At 64.3% G+C, this 14,710-nt stretch carries 13 protein-coding genes; 10 read left to right on the top strand and 3 right to left on the bottom strand.

The window, feature by feature from the left end:
- Positions 1–359 precede the first annotated feature (359 nt).
- The gene (locus KBI52_RS24945) at positions 360–1,661 is read right to left on the bottom strand and encodes a CmpA/NrtA family ABC transporter substrate-binding protein (RefSeq protein WP_371823211.1); all 1,302 of its coding nucleotides are present in this window, start codon (positions 1,659–1,661) and stop codon (positions 360–362) included.
- Positions 1,658–2,290, bottom strand: coding sequence for an ANTAR domain-containing response regulator (locus tag KBI52_RS24940; RefSeq protein ID WP_173950311.1), 633 nt, complete (start codon positions 2,288–2,290; stop codon positions 1,658–1,660). The genes KBI52_RS24945 and KBI52_RS24940 overlap by 4 nt, the downstream gene beginning before the upstream one ends.
- 307 nt (positions 2,291–2,597) lie before the next feature.
- Here KBI52_RS24940 and KBI52_RS24935 point away from each other — a divergent pair, with 307 nt between their 5' ends.
- The 10 genes from KBI52_RS24935 (at position 2,598) to KBI52_RS24890 (ending at position 12,966) form a co-directional block, all read left to right on the top strand.
- A complete protein-coding gene (locus KBI52_RS24935) occupies positions 2,598–3,374 on the top strand; it encodes a FadR/GntR family transcriptional regulator (protein ID WP_210812084.1) in 777 nt (258 codons plus the stop codon).
- A complete protein-coding gene (locus KBI52_RS24930; RefSeq protein WP_247654639.1) occupies positions 3,364–4,422 on the top strand; it encodes an ABC transporter ATP-binding protein in 1,059 nt (352 codons plus the stop codon). Before KBI52_RS24935 ends, KBI52_RS24930 begins: the two co-directional genes overlap by 11 nt.
- 8 nt (positions 4,423–4,430) lie before the next feature.
- Complete coding sequence (locus KBI52_RS24925) at positions 4,431–5,522, top strand: ABC transporter ATP-binding protein (protein WP_371823210.1); 1,092 nt, start codon at positions 4,431–4,433, stop codon at positions 5,520–5,522.
- A 42-nt stretch (positions 5,523–5,564) separates the two neighbouring features.
- Positions 5,565–7,064, top strand: a complete 1,500-nt coding sequence (locus KBI52_RS24920) for an ABC transporter substrate-binding protein (protein WP_210812083.1) — start codon at positions 5,565–5,567, stop codon at positions 7,062–7,064.
- Between the two features lie 77 nt (positions 7,065–7,141).
- Positions 7,142–8,089 carry an ABC transporter permease gene (locus tag KBI52_RS24915; protein ID WP_210812117.1) on the top strand — a complete coding sequence of 316 codons (948 nt, stop codon included), beginning with the start codon at positions 7,142–7,144 and terminating at the stop codon, positions 8,087–8,089.
- On the top strand, positions 8,086–8,961 hold the full coding sequence (locus tag KBI52_RS24910; RefSeq protein WP_173950307.1) for an ABC transporter permease: 876 nt from the start codon (positions 8,086–8,088) through the stop codon (positions 8,959–8,961). The genes KBI52_RS24915 and KBI52_RS24910 overlap by 4 nt, the downstream gene beginning before the upstream one ends.
- Positions 8,962–8,989: 28 nt before the next feature.
- Positions 8,990–10,783 (top strand): gamma-glutamyltransferase family protein, encoded by a 1,794-nt coding sequence (locus KBI52_RS24905; protein ID WP_210812082.1) that lies wholly within the window; start codon positions 8,990–8,992, stop codon positions 10,781–10,783.
- 12 nt (positions 10,784–10,795) lie between these two features.
- Positions 10,796–11,521, top strand: coding sequence for a DUF1028 domain-containing protein (locus KBI52_RS24900; RefSeq protein ID WP_210812081.1), 726 nt, complete (start codon positions 10,796–10,798; stop codon positions 11,519–11,521).
- Between the two features lie 79 nt (positions 11,522–11,600).
- Complete coding sequence (locus KBI52_RS24895; RefSeq protein ID WP_173950304.1) at positions 11,601–12,452, top strand: sulfite exporter TauE/SafE family protein; 852 nt, start codon at positions 11,601–11,603, stop codon at positions 12,450–12,452.
- Positions 12,453–12,495: 43 nt separating this feature from the next.
- Positions 12,496–12,966 carry an opioid growth factor receptor-related protein gene (locus tag KBI52_RS24890; RefSeq protein ID WP_210812080.1) on the top strand — a complete coding sequence of 157 codons (471 nt, stop codon included), beginning with the start codon at positions 12,496–12,498 and terminating at the stop codon, positions 12,964–12,966.
- A gap of 20 nt (positions 12,967–12,986) precedes the next feature.
- Here KBI52_RS24890 and KBI52_RS24885 read toward each other — a convergent pair whose 3' ends face one another.
- Positions 12,987–14,708 (bottom strand): ABC transporter ATP-binding protein, encoded by a 1,722-nt coding sequence (locus KBI52_RS24885; RefSeq protein ID WP_210812079.1) that lies wholly within the window; start codon positions 14,706–14,708, stop codon positions 12,987–12,989.
- Positions 14,709–14,710 lie beyond the last annotated feature (2 nt).

The raw sequence follows: 14,710 nt of genomic DNA, 5'->3' as shown, positions 1-14,710 counted from the left end.
AGCTGCCGCGGACGGGACCGATTGAAACGTCGTCGTGGCCGATCCGCCGGAAGCCGCGAGGCTCGATCGGACGCAGATCGCCTGTTGCCCGGTCGTGCAGACCCGGCTGAAACGCAAAAAACGCCGCGAGATGAACTGAAGGCCGCACAGGCGCGGGCACAGCTGATCCGGCGACGTCGTTGTCGGGAAACGCCTTCGAGAGGCATCAACGGCCCGTCATCGTTGACCGGCCTCATCGTCGAGAGGGGTCCGAACCTCGTTGTCCCGCCCGTCTCTCACTTAGAAAAGGTACAGACTGCCCAACTTGTGCTCAAGGTCATAATTTGTGCACTGCGCCTTTGTTGTGTGCGGTGCAATGCTCAATCGGCGAACCCGGAGCCGAGGTCTTTGCGAATGTCGAAGCCCGCCACATAAGCCGGGATGTCATCGGGTGAGAACCGGCGTCCGTCGATGAAGGACTCCGTCTCCACGCCTTCGATCCTGCTGTCGCCGGCGGGAACGGAAGCGCTCGTATGCCCGAGGATCTGCCGGTACATCTCTGGACGATAGGCGGCGCGGACCCGGGCGAGACCAAGCTCGCCGTAAACGACTTGACCCCAGCGGACCATCTGGCTGTAGATCCACAGGGCCTGGCTGAGCCACGGGAAATTCGCGCTCCGGTCATGGAACGTCATGTAGTTCTCAACCTGCCGCGTTCTGCCATTGGGGTCGACCGTGAGTCGCCCGGAGAGAAGCCGCCGGATCATCTCTGACGGAACCCCGACATGGGCAGGGTGGGCCATCATATCGGCCAAGTCGCCGTGGTTCTGCCTGTCGTCGCACCATCGGGCCGCGGCATCGAGGGCCACCACGAGACGCGACAGGGTCTCCGGGTTCTCCTCCGCCCATTCCGGACTGACGCCCAGGACCTTCTCGGGAGCGGAGGGCCAGATATCCGCCTTGGTCGCCACCATGCGACCGACGCCCTTCTCCACGGCGATCATGTTCCAGGGAGCATTGACGCAGAATCCGTCGATGGCGCGCGCCGTCATGGCATCGACCGTGAGCGGAGGCGGCACGACCGTCATGGTCACGTCGGCGTCCGGATTGATCCCCGCGGCCGCGAGCCAGAAGCGGAACTCGTAATTGTGGGACGAGAAGGGATAGGTCATGGCGAAGACGAGAGGTTTCCGGCCGGACACCCGTCTCCGCTCGACGACCTTCTTCAGGGCCAGGCCGTTGGTGAGCGCGTCCTCCGAACCGTCGAGCCCGGCGGCCGCCTGCATCTCGCGATAGAGATCGACCGAGAGCGTGATCGCGTTGCCGCCCCGCCCCAGCGCGAAGGGCGTGAAGCAGGGATAGGGGTTGGATCCGAGATGGAGCTGGGACGCGATGGGCATCGGGCTCAGCATGTGCGCCACGTCGAACTGGCGAAACGCCAGGCGATCCCGGATGTTGGACCAGGACACGTCCTTGACCAGTTGCAGGCGAAGGCCCTCGCGGCGGGCAAAACCCTGCTCGGCGGCGGCGACCAGGATCGCCATATCGACCAGGGGAATGAACCCGACCCGGACTAGCCGCTCCGGGACCGGGCGCCCCTTCGTGCCCGAGGGAGCCTCGTTCACCGATCCGGCCTGACGCACGGGGCCGCTCCCCGCCTGTTCCACATTCAACACGCTTATTTCTCCAGAAGGGAGGCCGCCGTCACGACGCTCTGGGCGATATCGACGAGCTTCCGCTTCTCGTTCATGGCAGTCTGGCGAAGGAGGCCATAAGCCTCCTGCTCCGAGAGCTGCCTGGTTCTCATGAGAATGCCCTTGGCCCGCTCGATCACCTTGCGGGATGCCAGTTCGCTGCGCGCCTCGAGCAGCTCGCGCTGCAGGCGGTCGAAGGCGTTGAAGCGGCTCACCGCCATGTCGACGATCGGCTTCACCCGCTCCTTGCGCAGACCGTCGACCACATAGGCCGACACGCCCGCCTCGACGGCTGCCTGGATCATGGATCCGTCGGAGCGGTCTACGAACATGGCGACCGGACGCGACACGAGCTTCGACACCTGAAACATCTGCTCCAGGACGTCACGGCTGGGATTCTCGATCCCGATGATGATCACGTCGGGATCGACCGTGCTCAGGCGCCGGAGCATGTTGGTCATCGTGTCGATGACCTCGACGTCCAGTATCCCGGCCTCGCGCAATCCATCGAGCAGGATGGCGGCCCTGATGCTGTTTTCCTCGATGATCGCAACGCGAAGCGGCCGCTGACCGGTATGTGTATCTCTGGTCAAGTCCTGGAAGCTCTCGCTGCGCATGCCCATTCAGCGAAGGAAGAAGCAAGTTTCAGGCCAACGCGCTCTCCCTGGAGCGTCGCGCCTGAACCGGCCCATACCCTGCGCAAACTTTGAGCACCTCAAGGCCACGCTCACCACAAAGCGAAGGCTCACGGGCCGGTCCGCTGATCAACCAAGCATCGTTATTTGACTAAGGAACCATCACCGAACCAGTTGCAAATTGGTTCAGGCTTGGGATAGCCTTGTTTCGTTGAAGCCCGGTCGTACGTAACATCGGATCGCGATTCCAGGGCCGGCAGCAAGATTGGTTCGTACGGACTGGATTTCGATGACCAACGCCGACTCATTGCTGGACAGCTCGAACTTCGCCCTGGGAAGGTTGCGGGCTCTCCTGGACGACAGCTCACTCGACGGCGACCGGCGTCTTCCGTCCGAGCGGCTTCTCGCTGCACAGATCGGGATCGGCCGTCGGGCTCTGAGGCGGGCTCTCGAGGTCCTTGAGGCCGAGGGACGGATCTGGCGTCACCAGGGCAAAGGAACGTTCCTGGGTCCGCGCCCGGCCCATACGCCGACCAATCTCGAGGAACTGGCCAAGCGCACCCACCCGCTCGAGGTGATGGATGTGCGCCTGGAAATCGAGCCGGCTCTTGCCAGGCTTGCGGCCATGCGGGCCACGAACGGGGATATCGAACGCCTTCTCCGGCTGGCCGACAAGGCGGCCTTGAGCTCGGACGCCGACGGGCGCGAGCTTTGGGACAGTGCCCTGCATCGCACCATAGCGGAGGCCGCTGGCAACTCTCTTCTTCTCGCGATTTTCGACATGGTCGACCGCATCCGGCAGGATACGACCTGGCAGATCCTGCGAGAGCGCGCGCGATCGAGCGAGCGCCAGAAGATCTATGTCGAACAGCACCGCCGCGTGATCGCCGCCATCTCCCAGCGCGAGGCCCATGCAGCCGAGCATGCGATGCGCGAGCACCTCGAACTGGTGCGGGACGGCCTCCTCAAGGTCATGACCGCCCCTCTGCCCGATCGGATCGACGGACACATTCAGAATTTTCCCGACCCGGCCAAGAACAAGGACAAGATTCGCCATGGGACATGAAGCGGCCCGACACTCGACCGCCCAGGTTCACGCTCCGACCAATGCTGCCTTTGCGGCCGAGCAGCCGCTGCTCGCGGTTCAGGGCCTCTCGGTGCGCTTCGACGGGGCACCCAAGGGAGTAAACGTGGTCGACGACGTCTCCTTCTCCGTCCGCAAAGGCAAGACGCTCTGCATCGTCGGGGAATCCGGCTGCGGCAAGAGCGTGACGTCGCTGGCCCTGATGGGCCTTTTGCCGACGCCGCCGGCCCGGATCGTCGCCGGGACGGCCCGGTTCGACGGACGGGACCTTCTGACTCTCTCGGAGCGCGAGCGCGCGGATCTGCGCGGCGACCGGATGGCCATGATCTTCCAGGAGCCGATGACCTCGCTCAACCCGGCCTTCACCATCGGCGACCAGATCGCGGAGGGCATCGTCCGGCACCGCAAGGTCTCCAAGGCCGAGGCCATGGAGCGGGCGCTCGACATGCTGAAGAAGGTGCGCATCCCGGCTCCTGAAAAGCGACTGCGCGCCTATCCCCACGAGATGTCGGGCGGCATGCGCCAGCGCGTCATGATCGCCATGGCGCTGGCCAATGATCCGCAACTCCTCATCGCGGATGAGCCCACGACCGCCCTCGACGTGACGATCCAGGCCCAGATCCTCACCCTGATCCGCCGCCTCCAGGAGGAGACCGGCACGGCGATGATCCTCATCACCCACGATCTCGGCGTCGTGGCCGAGGTCGCCGACGAGGTCGCGGTGATGTATGCGGGACGGGTGGTCGAGAGCGGGCCGGTGAATGCGATCTTCGAGGATCCCCAGCATCCCTACACCATCGGCCTCATGGGGTCGGTCCCCTCGCTCGGCCGTCGCCAGGGACGCCTCGCCACGATCCGCGGCACGGTGCCGCCGGCGGAGCTGATGCCCAAGGGCTGCCGCTTCACGCCACGCTGCCCGTTCTCGGACAGCCATTGCGCCAACGATCCTCCGCCACTGGCCGAGATCAAGCCCGGCCACCAGGCGCGGTGCTGGTACGCCCCTCTCGAACTTCACCGTGGAGCCGCATGATGAGCGTGATGCCCTCAGACGACATCATCCTCGAAGGCATCGGCCTCAAGAAGCACTTCGGTGGCGGCGGTCTCCTGTCGTCGCCCACGGTCGTGCGCGCCGTCGACGGCGTCTCGATGGGCATCAGGAGGGGCGAGACCTTCGCCGTGGTGGGGGAATCCGGCTGCGGCAAGTCCACTCTGGGACGCCTGCTGCTGCGCCTGATCGAGGCCACGGAAGGCGACGTCCGCTATGAGGGCCGCTCGATCGTCAAGCTGGACAAGGGCGAACTGCGCAGGCTCCGGCGCGAGTTGCAGATCATCTTCCAGGATCCTTACGCGTCCCTCAATCCGCGCATGAACGTGGGCGACATCATCGCCGAGCCCATCTGGCTGCACGATCTCGCCAAGGGTCGCGAGAAGCGGGAGCGCGTTGCGGACCTCATGCGAACGGTCGGCCTGCTGCCGACCCACGCGGATCGCTATCCGCACGAATTCTCCGGCGGCCAGCGCCAGCGCATCGGCATCGCCCGGGCGCTTGCCGGCGACCCCAAGCTGATCATCGGCGACGAGCCGGTTTCTGCGCTGGACGTGTCGATCCAGGCGCAAATCATCAATCTGCTGGAGGATCTGAAGGACCGCTTCGGCCTCACCCTCGTCATCGTGGCGCATGACCTTGCCGTCATCCGCCACATGAGCGACCGGGTTGCGGTGATGTATCTCGGCGAGATCGTGGAGCTGTCGGACACGGATTCTCTCTTCGACAATCCGCTTCATCCCTATACGCAGGCACTGCTTGCAGCGATCCCGATTCCGAGCCCGACGAACCGCCAGCCGAAGGTGCTGCTGCAGGGGGATGTTCCGAGTCCCGCCGCGCCGCCGTCGGGCTGCCGCTTTCACACCCGCTGCCCCCATGCCCGTGCCGTCTGCAAGGAGCAGCACCCTGCTCTCGAAACGGCGACGGACGGGCGGCAGGTGGCGTGCCATTTCTGGCGCGAGATCCAGGGAGCCGGCGCCGGCTCCATCGCCGCACCGCCGCCGAGCCCGGCGCTTGCTAGGCGTCTTGCGCTCTACCGAACTTGGCGCGAACGGCAGGATAAGCCCGTCGCGACGAGCGCCTGAACCCAGAGGACGACTCCCAGAGGATAATCGGAGGACAACCGAATGAAGAAGAGACTGCTCCTTGCCGTAGCCGCCGGGCTCCTGATGAGCACCGCGGCATCCGCCCAGACCCTGCGCATCGGCCTGAACGAGGATCCCGATGTGCTGGATCCGCACCGTGCCCGCACCTTCGTCGGACGCATCGTGTTCACGTCGCTGTGCAACAAGCTCGTCGACATCACGCCCGACCTGAAATTCACGCCCGAGCTCGCCACCGAATGGAGTTGGAGCGACGACGGAAAGTCGCTCACCTTCAAGCTGCGCCCCGGTGTCAAGTTCCACGACGGCGAGCCCCTCAATGCGGCGGCCGTGAAGGCCAATATTGACCGCGCTCGCACCCTGCCGGATTCGCTCCGCAAGAGCGAGCTGACATCGGTCGACAATGTCGAGGCCGTGGACGACCTGACCGTGAAGGTCAATCTCTCGCGCGCCGATGCGACCCTGCTGTCGCAGCTCTCCGACCGTGCCGGCATGATCATGTCGCCGAAGGCGCTTTCCTCCGCGGATTTCGGCCAGAAGCCCGTCTGCTCGGGTCCCTACAAGTTCGTCGAGCGCGTGCAGAACGACCGCATCGTGCTGGAAAAGTTCGCTGATTACTGGGACGCCAAGAACTACGCCTTCCAGCGCGTCATCTTCCAGCCGATTCCGGACACGACCGTTCGTCTCGCGAATCTGCGCTCCGGCAACCTCGACCTGATCGAGCGCCTGGCGCCGAGCGACGTTCCGGCCGTGAAGGGCGACTCGAGCCTCGTCTTCGCGCCGGTCTCCGGCATCGGCTACCAGGGTCTGACGATCAACACCAACAACGGCGAGCGCTCCAAGACGCCGCTCGGCCAGGACAAGCGCGTCCGTCAGGCTCTCGAGCTCTCCATCGACCGCAACGTCATCAACGAGGTCGTCGGGGCTGGAATCTACCCGCCTGCGGGGCAGCCCTTCCCGGAGGCCAGCCCGTACAACAATCCGAAGTTCAAGGCGAATGAGCGCGACGTCGCCAAGGCCAAGCAGCTCCTGAAGGAGGCCGGCGTCGACCGGGTGAAGCTCGAGCTGACCTTTGGCACCGGGACGACGGCTCAGCAGATCGCCGAGATCATCCAGGCGATGGCGGCAGAGTCGGGCTTCGATATCTCGCTGCGCCCGACCGAGTTCGCCGCCATGCAGAAGGAGGCCCAGGCGGGCAACTTCGACGTGAACGTGATCGGCTGGTCCGGCCGCGTCGATCCGGACGGCAACATCCATCCCTTCGTCACTTGCAAGGGCGCCCTCAACGATGGCCGCTACTGCAACGAGCAGGTCGACAAGCTCCTGAACGACGCCCGCATCACCAACGACGAGGCCAAGCGCAAGCAGCTCTACGACTCTGCGCAGGAGATCCTGAAGCAGGATCTGCCGATCATCTACACCTACTACCAGCCCTGGCCCTTCGTTCACACGAAGAAGGTCCAGAACTTCAAACCCTATCCGGATGGCATGATCCGCCTGAAGGGTGTGAAGTTCGCCTCCTGAGGCCAGCCGAAAACAGCGTGCCCGGCTCAGCCGCCGGGCACGCCCCTGCCCTTCCTCGACATGGGTTCCACGAGCTGATGCTGCGCTACATCGGACGACGAATACTGATTGCCATCCCGACACTGATCATCGTGTCGCTACTGGTGTTTGCTCTGCAGAAGCTCCTGCCCGGCGACCCGGTGCTCACCATGGCGGGCGAAGAGCGCGATCCGCAGGTGCTCGCCTATCTGCGCGAAAAGTACCGCCTCGACGATCCGATCCCCGTCCAGTATTTCGCCTGGATCGGTTCGGCACTCACGGGCAATCTCGGGATTTCCCTGCGCACCGACATTCCGGTGCTCGACCTGATCATGAGCAAGCTCCCGGTAACGATCGAACTCGCCATCATGGCGATGATCGTAGCCCTGGCCATCGGCATTCCCGCAGGGATCATCTCGGCCGTGAAAAAGGGAACGACGGTCGACTACACGGCCAACGTCATTGCTCTGTCCGGCCTATCGATCCCCAACTTCTGGCTCGGCATCATGCTCATCATGCTGATCTCCGTCCGCTGGAAGCTCCTGCCCGCCTCCGGCTACGTGCCACCGACCGAGGACCTGTGGCTCAACATCAAGACCATGCTCATGCCGGCCTTCGTGCTCGGTACGGGTCTGGCCGCGAGCCTGATGCGCCATACCCGCAGCGCCATGCTCGGCGTGATGCGCTCGGACTACATCCGCACGGCCCGCGCCAAGGGCCTTCTGTCGCGGAAGGTCATCCTGAAGCACGCCCTGCGCAACGCACTCGTTCCCATCGTGACGCTGTCTACGCTCCTCTTCGGCGAGCTGCTCGCGGGCGCCGTGCTCACGGAGCAGATCTTCACCATTCCGGGCTTCGGCAAGCTCATCGTCGATGCGGTGTTCAACCGCGACTATGCCGTGGTGCAGGGCGTCGTGCTCTGCACGGCCGTGGGCTTCATCTTCATGAACCTGCTCGCCGATGTGCTCTACGTTCTCGTCAATCCCCGCCTGAGGCACGCCGCATGACCGCCACAGCCGCAATCGCCGACGACGTCGCGCTGCCGAAGAAGCGCAGCCGCGTCCTCGCCAAGTTCCTGAAGAACAAGAGCGCAGTGCTCGGCGGCCTCATCGTCCTGTTCTTCGTCCTCGTCGCCCTGATCGGCCCTTACTTCGCGCCCTACGACCCGATCAAGCCTAGCTTCACCAGCATCCGCAAAGCGCCCTCAGCCCTGTTCTGGTTCGGGACCGACGAGCTCGGGCGCGACCTTCTCTCCCGCATGCTGTGGGGCGCCCGGGCATCCATCATGGCCGGCGTGGTCTCCGTCACCATCGCGATCGTGCTCGGAGTGCCGTTCGGCCTCGTCGCCGGCTATTTCGGCGGCTGGATCGACGCGGCGATCTCCCGCGCCACGGACGCCATGCTGGCGATCCCCTTCCTGATCTTCGCCATCGCTCTCGCAGCCTTCCTCGGGCCGAGCCTCACCAATGCGATGATCGCCATCGGCTTGTCGGCCATGCCGATCTTCATCCGCCTCACCCGCGGGCAGGTGCTGACCGTAAAGGCGGAGGATTACGTGGAAGGGGCGCGGGCCATCGGTCTGCCCGATTTCTGGATCATGGCGCGATACATCCTGCCGAACGTGCTGCCCCCGATCCTGGTTCAGGGGACGCTCACCATCGCGACTGCGATCATCGCGGAGGCGAGCCTTTCGTTCCTCGGCCTCGGTCAGCAGCCTCCCAATCCCTCCTGGGGTTCCATGCTCAATACCGCCAAGAACTTCATGGATCAGGCTCCCTGGATGTCGATCTTCCCGGGCTCGGCGATCTTCCTGATCGTGCTCGGCTTCAACCTTCTCGGCGACGGCCTGCGCGACGCGCTCGATCCCCGCGAACAATAACAATCTTCGCCAACTTCGGATAAGACATATGTTTACGACACGCCCAGAGATCCTCGGCACCTTCGGCATCGTCACGTCGACACACTGGCTCGCTTCCGCTGCGGGCATGTCGATGCTCGAGAAAGGCGGCAATGCCTTCGATGCCTGCGTCGCCTCAGCCTTCGTCCTGCAGGTCGTCGAACCCCATCTCGTGGGACCGTCCGGCGAAGTGCCGGCGGTGTTCTATTCCGCAAAGACCAAGAAGGTCGAGGTGCTCTGCGGCCAGGGCACGGCTCCGAAGGGCGCCACCATCGCTCATTACAAGAACGAGGGCCTCAAGCTCATCCCCGGCAACGGTCTGCTCGCCACGGTGGTGCCCGGCGCCTTCGATGCCTGGATGCTGCTGCTGCGCGACCACGGCATCTTGTCGCTGCGGGATGTGCTGGAGCCTGCCATCTACTATGCCGAGCAGGGACATCCCCTGCTGCCGCGCGTATCGGACACCATCAAGGGTCTGAAGGAGTTCTTCGAGACCGAATGGCCGACCTCCGCGGCCGTGTTCCTGCCCGGCGGCGAGGTGCCGAAACCCCGCCAGCTCTTCCGGAATCCGCAGCTCGCCGATACGTGGAAGCGCATCATCCGTGAGGGCGAAGCCCGCGGCAGCGACCGCGAGGCGCAGATCGAGGCGGCGCGCAACGCCTTCTACAAGGGCTTCGTGGCCGAGGCCATCGACGCGTTCGTCCGCAAGACGGAGGCCATGGACCAGAGCGGCTCGCGCCATCGCGGCGTCCTCACCGCCGACGACATGGCCCAGTGGCAGGCATCCTACGATGCGCCGCAAACCTACGAGTACCACAACTACCGCGTGAACAAGATCCGGCCCTGGGGACAGGGACCCGTGTTCCTGCAGACGCTCGCGCTTCTGAAGGGCTTCGACCTCGCCGCCATGGGGCCGACCAGCGCCGAGTTCATTCACACGGTCGTCGAGTCCATGAAGCTCGCCTTCGCCGACCGTGAGGCCTATTACGGCGACCCCGACTTCGTCGACGTGCCGATCGAGACCCTTTTGTCGGATGCCTACAACGACGAAAGACGCAAGCTCATCACTGACAAGGCCTCCCGAGAACTGCGGCCCGGCCGCGTCGAAGGCTACGAGTCCCAGGTGGAGCGTACCCTCAAGGCGCTGCGCGAGCTTTCGACGACCGACAGGAAGGTGTCGGGGGGCGAGCCAACGCTCCAGTCAATGCGTTCGGCCCGCAAGGGCGACACGGTGCATATCGACGTGGTTGACCGCTTCGGCAACATGATTGCCGCGATGCCCTCGGGCGGCTGGCTGCAATCCTCGCCGGTCGTTCCGGAACTGGGCTTCATGCTCAATTCCCGCGCCCAGATGTTCTGGCTCGAGGAGGGCCTCCCGGCAAGCCTCGCCCCGGGCAAGCGCCCGCGGACCACGCTCACCCCGACCCTCGCGGAAAAGGACGGCGAGCCCTACATGGTCTTCGGATCTCCCGGCGGCGACCAGCAGGAGCAGTGGCAGCTCCTCCTCTTCCTGAGGCATGCGCACCACGGCCTGAACCTGCAGGAGGCGATCGACCAGCCGATGTCTCACACGGCGCACTTCCCTTCCTCGTTCTATCCGCGCGAGCAGAAGCCCGGTCACCTCATGGCCGAGGAGACCTACGGCGCGGCCGTGCTCGACGATCTTCGCGCCCGTGGACACGAGGTCGAGGTGGCGCCGGCCTGGACGGTCGGACGCCTCGTGGCCGCCAGCCGCGACAAGGATGGCCTGCTTCACGGTGCCGCGACGCCGCGTCTCATGCAGGCCTATGCGGTCGGCCGCTGAGGAGAAAACGCCATGACATGGTCGATCATCGCCAAGGATCCTGAAACCGGCGCCTTCGGCGTCGCGGTGACCACGAAGTTCTTCGCCGTGGGGGCGCTCTGCCCCCATGGTGCGGCCCGCATCGGTGCTCTCGCCACGCAGGCGCTGGTCAATCCGCTTTACGGCACGGACGGCATCAAGCTTCTGGCCGAAGGTCGAAGCGCCGAGGAGATCGTCGCCGTTCTCACGGCTCAGGATCCCGGCCGCGGCTCGCGCCAGCTCCACGTCATCGATCGCGACGGGCGCTCAGCTGCCCATACGGGCCAGGACTGCATCGACTGGTGCGGTCACCTCACGGATGACGGCGTCTCCGTGGCGGGCAACATGCTGGCCGGGCCGGCCGTCATCGAGGCGACCCTAGAGACCTACAGGAAGCGCATGGATCTGCCTTTCGCCGACCGTCTCATGACTTCTCTCGACGCGGGTCAGGCCCAGGGCGGCGACAAGCGCGGCAAGCAATCCGCCGCCATCAGCATCTGGCGCGACGAGCCCTACCCCGTGCTCGATCTGCGCGTGGACGATCATCCGGAACCCCTGGACGAACTGCGCCGCCTCTACCGGGTCGCCCATGAACGTTTCCTCGCCTTCATGGACGCCATGGCGACCCGCAGCAACCCCGGTGGCATCACGGACCGATCCTGGATCGACGAGAGGGCGCGCGAGTACCAGGAACGGATCGCGGCAAGCACCTCTTCCTAGGGCAGGCCTGTATCTGCCTCCTTGCCCGAAGGTCGAAAAGACCCTACGGCGATTTCACTCCCTTGCGATGGACTCCTCGATGTTTGGCATTCCCCTGTTCGATCTCGCGTGGCTTGTGGTGGCGCTCCTGGCCGCGGGCGCTATCACGGGCCTGCTGGCCGGCGTGTTCGGCGTCGGCGGCGGCGCGGTCGCGGTGCCAATTCTCTACGAGCTCTTTCGCATCTTGGAGGTGCCCGAGGAGGTGCGCATGCCGCTGTGCGTCGGCACCTCGCTCGCGATCATCATCCCGACATCGATCCGTTCCTTCAATGCCCACAAGGCCAAGGGTGCCGTCGACATGTCGATCCTGCGGGTCTGGGCCGTGCCCGTCGTGCTCGGTGTTATCGTCGGCAGTATCGTTGCCCGCTTCGCCCCGGCGGACCTGTTCAAGACCGTGTTCGTGGTGGTGGCCGGAATCTCGGCCATTCGCCTTCTCTTCGGCAAGGATACCTGGCGCTTCGGTCTCGATATGCCGGCCAAGCCGATCATGGTGATCTACGGTTGGATCATCGGCGTTCTGTCAGCCCTGATGGGAATCGGCGGCGGCCAGCTCTCCAATCTTTTCATGACCTTCTACAACCGCCCGATCCACCAGGCGGTCGCGACCTCCTCCGGTCTCGGCATCCTGATCTCGATACCCGGCGCCATCGGGTACATCTATGCCGGCTGGCCGCACATGGCCGATTACCCGAACGTGATCGCCTTCCAGCCGCCGCTGGCTTTGGGCTATGTCTCGCTTCTGGGCTTGGTGCTCTTCATCCCCACCAGCACGTGGATGGCGCCCATCGGGGCGCGCTTGGCACACCGGCTGTCCAAGCGCCGCCTCGAGGTGGCATTCGGGGTCTTCCTGCTCCTGGTCTGCGCACGTTTCGCCGCCAGCCTCGTCGCTTGAGCCAACGAATGCCGGCACTCCACCCTCAAACGGGAGGCAGGGGATGAACAGTTCAACGGCAGCACCTCTCCATGCCTTCCTGGCGGGGACCGGACGCGACGACCGGGGACGCCTCGCGGCCGAGGTGCTCGATTTTTCCGACGAGCGATTGGAGCAGGTGCACGACTACATCCAGTGGCTGTTTCCCCTTCCCACCCGCAGCGGCGCCCAACCGGGAGCCCCGGTCCTCACGCAGGCCGAGATCGCTGCGATCAGGGCCGACGGGCACGCGCAGGATACTCTGAAACGGGCAAGCGAGCGGATGCTCAGTTTCTATCGGGGTACCCGCTGGTGGCTGGCCATGTTCGATCACAATCATCTGCGCATCACCCGGATCATCCATAGCCTGAGACTGCTCGTCGGCCCGGGCGAAGCGCAGAAATTTCACAGTGCAATTCTTGAAATCAACGCTGCGGCAGGATCACCGGTCAACACCCGGAGCCTCGCCTACTGGTCCGAAGCAGCTGGTTCCTGAGCCGATCAGATCGATTTGCCTCAGGCGAACTGCGCGGCGCTCAGCCGCCTGTATATTCCATCCCGCGACAGGAGTTCGTTGTGGTTGCCCTGCTCCACGATAATCCCATGATCGATCACCGCAATGCGGTCGGCGTTCACGATTGTCGCGAGACGGTGGGCGATGACGAGGGTGGTGCGCCCCTTCGACAGCTCGCCGAGCGCCTGTTGGATCGCCCGCTCGGTCTGCGTGTCAAGGGCAGATGTGGCTTCGTCCAGGATCAGGATCGGCGGGTTTTTCAGGAAGATCCGCGCGATGGCGAGGCGCTGTTTCTGGCCTCCGGACAGCTTCACTCCACGCTCCCCGATGATCGTGTCGAGGCCGTTCGGCAATGAGGCGATCACCTCGTCGAGCCGGGCCCTACGAGCGGCCTCCAGAATCTCGGCCTCGGTCGCTTCGAGCCGGCCATAGGCAATGTTCTCGCGGATGGTGCCGGCGAACAGGAAAACGTCCTGCTGCACAATGCCGATCTGGCCGCGCAGCGAGCGCAGCGTCATATTGCGGATGTCGATCCCATCGATCGTGATCTCGCCCTCGGCGATCTGATAGAACCGGGGCAGCAGCGAACAGATGGTCGTCTTGCCTGCTCCCGACGGACCAACGAACGCAATGGTCTCGCCGGCGCGGATGCAAAGATCGAGACCGTTGAGGATGCTGCGATCCGAGGCATAGCCGAATCGGACATTCTTGTACCGGATGTCGCCCCTGAGTTTGCCGACATCCCTCACGCCGGGTCGGTCCGCGATGTCCGGACGCGTATCGAGAAAGGTAATGTAGCGTTTGAAGCCGGCGATCCCCTTCGGATAGGTCTCGATGACCGAGTTGATTTTCTCGATTGGACGGAAAAAGACACCCACGAGAAGCAGGTAACCGACGAAGCCGCCAGCACTCAGTTCGCCCCGAAGCACCAGATAGCTGCCGGCCACCATGACGACCATCTGAATCAGGCGCATGCTCAGGTAGCTGAGCGAGGTCGAGGCCGCCATGATGCGGTAGGCCTCCAGTTTCGTCTTGCGATAGCCCTGGTTGTCGACGGCGAACAGCTGCCGTTCGTGGTCCTCGTTGGCGAAGGCCTGAACCACGCGGATTCCTCCGACATTCTCCTCGATGCGCGCGTTGAAATCACCGACGCGGCTGTAGAGGGCCTGCCAGTTCCGGGTCATGCGGCCGCCATAGCGGGTCGTGAGCCAGGCGGTGAGCGGGACGACGAGCGCCGTGATGAGGGCGAGCTTCACATTGACCGTGAACATCAGGATGAACGCACCCACCAGCGTCATCACGGCGATGAAAAGGTCCTCGGGCCCGTGATGGGCCACCTCGCCGATCTCCTCCAGATCCTTGGTCAGACGAGCCACGAGATGCCCGGTCTTCTGGTTGTCGAAGAAGCCGAACGATAGTTTCTGGAGATGATCGAAGGCTTTGCGCCGCATCTCGGTTTCGATGTTGATGCCGAGCATGTGGCCCCAATAGGTCACGGTCGCCATCAAACCGGCATTGAGGACGTAGACTGCGAGCAGCAGCGCCGAGGCGAGCGCGATCAGCCCCCATTGGCCGGTCGGCAGCAGGGTATCAATGAACAGCTTGACGGCAATCGGAAAGCCAAGCTCGAGCAGCCCCGAAGCCACAGCGCAGGAGAAATCCAGCACGAACAGGCGGCGATGAGGTCGGTAATAGGCAAAAAAGCGGTTGAGCAGCGGTCGCATGG

The sequence above is a fragment of the Microvirga sp. HBU67558 genome, assembly GCF_018069605.1.
Lineage (GTDB): Bacteria > Pseudomonadota > Alphaproteobacteria > Rhizobiales > Beijerinckiaceae > Microvirga > Microvirga terrae.
Note: the sequence above shows the minus strand (reverse complement) of the source record. Positions and strands in the feature narration are given on the sequence as shown.

Coding starts and splice junctions, on each gene's coding strand:
- KBI52_RS24940 (WP_173950311.1), bottom strand. CDS start 2,290: ATGCGCAGCGAGAGCTTCCAGGACTTGACCAGAGATACACATACCGGT.
- KBI52_RS24935 (WP_210812084.1), top strand. CDS start 2,598: ATGACCAACGCCGACTCATTGCTGGACAGCTCGAACTTCGCCCTGGGA.
- KBI52_RS24930 (WP_247654639.1), top strand. CDS start 3,364: ATGGGACATGAAGCGGCCCGACACTCGACCGCCCAGGTTCACGCTCCG.
- KBI52_RS24925 (WP_371823210.1), top strand. CDS start 4,431: ATGCCCTCAGACGACATCATCCTCGAAGGCATCGGCCTCAAGAAGCAC.
- KBI52_RS24920 (WP_210812083.1), top strand. CDS start 5,565: ATGAAGAAGAGACTGCTCCTTGCCGTAGCCGCCGGGCTCCTGATGAGC.
- KBI52_RS24915 (WP_210812117.1), top strand. CDS start 7,142: ATGCTGCGCTACATCGGACGACGAATACTGATTGCCATCCCGACACTG.
- KBI52_RS24910 (WP_173950307.1), top strand. CDS start 8,086: ATGACCGCCACAGCCGCAATCGCCGACGACGTCGCGCTGCCGAAGAAG.
- KBI52_RS24905 (WP_210812082.1), top strand. CDS start 8,990: ATGTTTACGACACGCCCAGAGATCCTCGGCACCTTCGGCATCGTCACG.
- KBI52_RS24900 (WP_210812081.1), top strand. CDS start 10,796: ATGACATGGTCGATCATCGCCAAGGATCCTGAAACCGGCGCCTTCGGC.
- KBI52_RS24895 (WP_173950304.1), top strand. CDS start 11,601: ATGTTTGGCATTCCCCTGTTCGATCTCGCGTGGCTTGTGGTGGCGCTC.
- KBI52_RS24890 (WP_210812080.1), top strand. CDS start 12,496: ATGAACAGTTCAACGGCAGCACCTCTCCATGCCTTCCTGGCGGGGACC.
- KBI52_RS24885 (WP_210812079.1), bottom strand. CDS start 14,708: ATGCGACCGCTGCTCAACCGCTTTTTTGCCTATTACCGACCTCATCGC.